This is a genomic window from Acidobacteriota bacterium (genome assembly GCA_004299485.1).
Lineage (GTDB): Bacteria > Acidobacteriota > Terriglobia > Terriglobales > SCQP01 > SCQP01.
In genome coordinates, this window is record SCQP01000003.1 from 1 (window position 1) to 3,192 (window position 3,192).

A 3,192-nucleotide genomic window follows, 5' to 3' on the forward strand; every position below is an offset into this window, starting at 1 on the left:
TGCGGGCGTTGCCCGGCTGGCCGCCCGCGCACCCCAGCGCCACCGCCGCAGCGGAGCCGGGGCGCAGGGGCCCCCGGCGCAGCGGTCTCACGGCCTTAGAGAGCGGGCCGCGCGGCGCAGCCGCGCTGGGTGCCCGCGATTAATAAATGTAACGATACCCCGTCCGGCCACGTCGGGTAGCTGAGCCCGCTGTCGGGGGTCGAACCGGTCACCCATGGATTTAGGCTATCAACGCGGGGCGCTGCTGCCCCTGCTGTGCTGTGGACTGTGCCTCGCGGCCTGGAGCCAGGCCAAGCCGGCCCCTCCCCCACCGGCTGCACCCAGCGGCCCCGCCATTACCCTTGCCCAAGCGCTGCAGTTGGCCGAGCAGCACTCCCCGGCGCTGGCGGCGGTGCGCGAAAATATCCCCCAGGCGCAAGCCCAGCAAGTCACCGCCGGCATTCGCCCCAACCCGGTGCTGGCCTGGGATGCCCTGTTTGTGCCCGTTTTCAATCCCAGCCAGTTCACCAACACCTACCTCGACAACACCACCGAGTTTGACGCCAGCGTGGGCTACACCATCGAGCGCGGCCACAAGCGCCAGGCACGCCTGCGCGCCGCGCGTGACATCACCGCCGTGGTGCGCGCCCAGACCCGCGATTCGTTGCGCGGCCTGGATTTCACCGTGGCGCAAGTTTACCTCAGCGCGCTGCTGGCCAAATCGAGCCTGCAATTTGCCCAGCAGGATTTGGCCAGTTGGCAAAACACCGTGCAGATCAGCGAGGCCCGCTACCAGGCGGGCGCCATCAGCCTCGCCGATCTGGACGCCATCAAACTGCAGAACCTCTCCTTTCAAACCACCGTTTCCAGCGATCAGTTAGCGCTGCAGCAGGCGCGGACGCAACTGCAACAGCAGATCGGCATCGGCGTTCTGCCCACGAATTTTCAACTTGCCGGAACGCTGCAGTTCAAACCGGTTAAGGGCAATCTGGACGACATGAAGCTGGCGGCACTGCAGGATCGGCCCGATCTGGCCGCGGCGCGCCTGGGCGTGACCGCGGCGCGCAGCCAGCACACCCTGGCGCTCGCCAACGGCAAGCGCAACCTGACCACGACAGCGCAGTACACCCACGTGGCCGCGACCAACAACATCGGCTTTCTCTTCAACATCGAGATCCCCGTCTTCGACCGCAACCAGGGCGAGATTGCGCGCACCGCAGCGGCCACGACCCAGGCGCAGGACGTGGAACGCCAAACCAACGATCTGGTCCTGTCCGATGTCGCCACTGCGTTTGCCGCGGTGCAGCAAGGCAGCAAGGTCGTCAACCTCTACACCTCGGGCTACCGCCAACAGGCCAAGCAGGCTCTGGACATACGCCAGTACGCCTACGCGCGCGGCGCCAGCAGCCTGCTCGACCTGCTCGACGCCGAACGCACCTACCGCAGCACGGAACTGGGGTACCGGCAGGCACTCGCAACCTACATGCTGGCGGTGGAACAGTTGCAAGAAGCGGTAGGAACAAGGAGTTTGCCATGAGGAAGCGATCAGCCGTCAGCTATCAGCTTTCAGCACGCGGGGGCCGTGCCGTTGGCGCCGTGGACCAAGTCGGCATGGACGACAGCGGAATTCACGCAGCGGCGGCCCGCCCCCGGCCAACTGGGAGGCGCGGACCCGGCCGGGCTGGGGCTCCCGGGGCCCCCGGCCCGGCCGAGCGTCAAGCGGGTGGCGTGGCGCCGCCACGCCAGGCCCCGCGCCAGTGGCGGCAGCTTGGAGGAGCCCCGAGCGCCAGCGGGCGGACCCTGCCGGGAATCGAAGCCCGCACTCCGAGCGACCAACGGGAGCGACCAGGGCAAAAAGTGGCGAGCCACTCAATCGTGCGGGGAATCTGCGGGCACAAGTTGGGTTTTGGGCTGGCCGCTCTCGCATTGAGCGGCGGCTTGGTACTGGCCGGCTGCGGCGGGGCCCAGGCGGCGAAGCTGGATGCCACCGGAGGCGCCTCGGCTCCCAAAGCCGCGCTGGTCACGATTCCGCTACAGCAGATGAGTCACGTGCAGGTGGTCGCGGCGCAAACCGCGACCTGGCCGCGGCAGTTGCGCTTCACCGGCAGCGTGGATTACGACCAGTTTCTGACCACCCCGGTCCTGAGCCTGGTGAGCGGACCGGTGGAGCGCATTCTGGTCGTTCCCGGCGAGCACGTCACCAAGGGCCAGCCGCTGCTGCAAGTCACCAGCAACGATTTCGCCCAGGGCCGCGATACCTATCTCAAGGCCTATGCAGCCGCGCAGTTGGCCGAAAAGGTGCAACGGCGCGATGAAGATCTGTACGAACATCACGCCATCCCGCAAACCCAGTTGCAGCAGGACGAGACCGCCTACAGTCAGGCGCAGGCGGATCTGAACGCCGCCGAAGCCGCACTGCATCTGCTCGGCTTCGCGCATCCCTCGCCTGCGAGTATCGGCAGCGCCAGCCCGCAATTGCCCCTGCGCGCGCCCATCAGCGGCGAAGTGGTCGAACGCGACGTCGCGCCGGGGCAACTGATCCAGGCCAACTCCACCCAGTGCTTCGTCATCAGCGACATGAGCACCGTCTGGGTGCTGGCGAATGTGTACCAGAGCGACCTGCAGTACGTGCACATCGGCGATCCGGTCACCATCACCAGCGACGCCTACCCCGGAAACTTCCGCGGCCGCATTCAATATCTCAGCCCTGCGCTCGATGCCACCACCCGCACCCTGCAGGCGCGCATTGCCACCGCCAACCGGCGCGGCGACCTGAAGAAAGCCATGTTCGTCACCGCCACGGTGACCGCCGGCACGCTGCGCAACATCGTGGTGGTTCCCAACGCCGCCGTGCTGCGGGACACCGAGAACGTGCCCTTCGTGTACGTGCAGACCGACGGCCAGAATCACTTCGCCCACCGCACCGTCGCCATCGGCCCCTCCGAAAATGGTTTCACGCAAATCACTTCCGGCCTCCACCCGGGCGAGCATGTGGTCGCCAACGGCGGCATCTTCGTCCAGTTCGCCACCACCTTCCAGCAATGAGACCCTCGCTGCATCGCCGCTACTGGGACACTCCCGGCGCCATCGCGGCAGCGCAGCCGGGGCACAGGGGCCCCCGGCGTAGCGGTTCACAGGTCCACGGAGAGCGGGCCGCGCGGCGGAGCCGCGCTGGGCGCCCGCGCACTCTCCGCGCCACCTCGTCAGCGCAGC

Annotated in this window: 2 protein-coding genes; both read left to right on the plus strand. The window is 67.5% G+C overall.

Translation table 11 applies throughout. The annotated features are described in order from the left end of the window. Positions 1 to 214: 214 nt before the first annotated feature. Positions 215 to 1,516 (plus strand): TolC family protein, encoded by a 1,302-nt coding sequence (locus tag EPN33_04525; GenBank protein TAN23598.1) that lies wholly within the window; start codon positions 215 to 217, stop codon positions 1,514 to 1,516. Beyond that, the gene (locus EPN33_04530) at positions 1,513 to 3,024 is read left to right on the plus strand and encodes an efflux RND transporter periplasmic adaptor subunit (GenBank protein TAN23599.1); all 1,512 of its coding nucleotides are present in this window, start codon (positions 1,513 to 1,515) and stop codon (positions 3,022 to 3,024) included. The genes EPN33_04525 and EPN33_04530 overlap by 4 nt, the downstream gene beginning before the upstream one ends. Positions 3,025 to 3,192 lie beyond the last annotated feature (168 nt).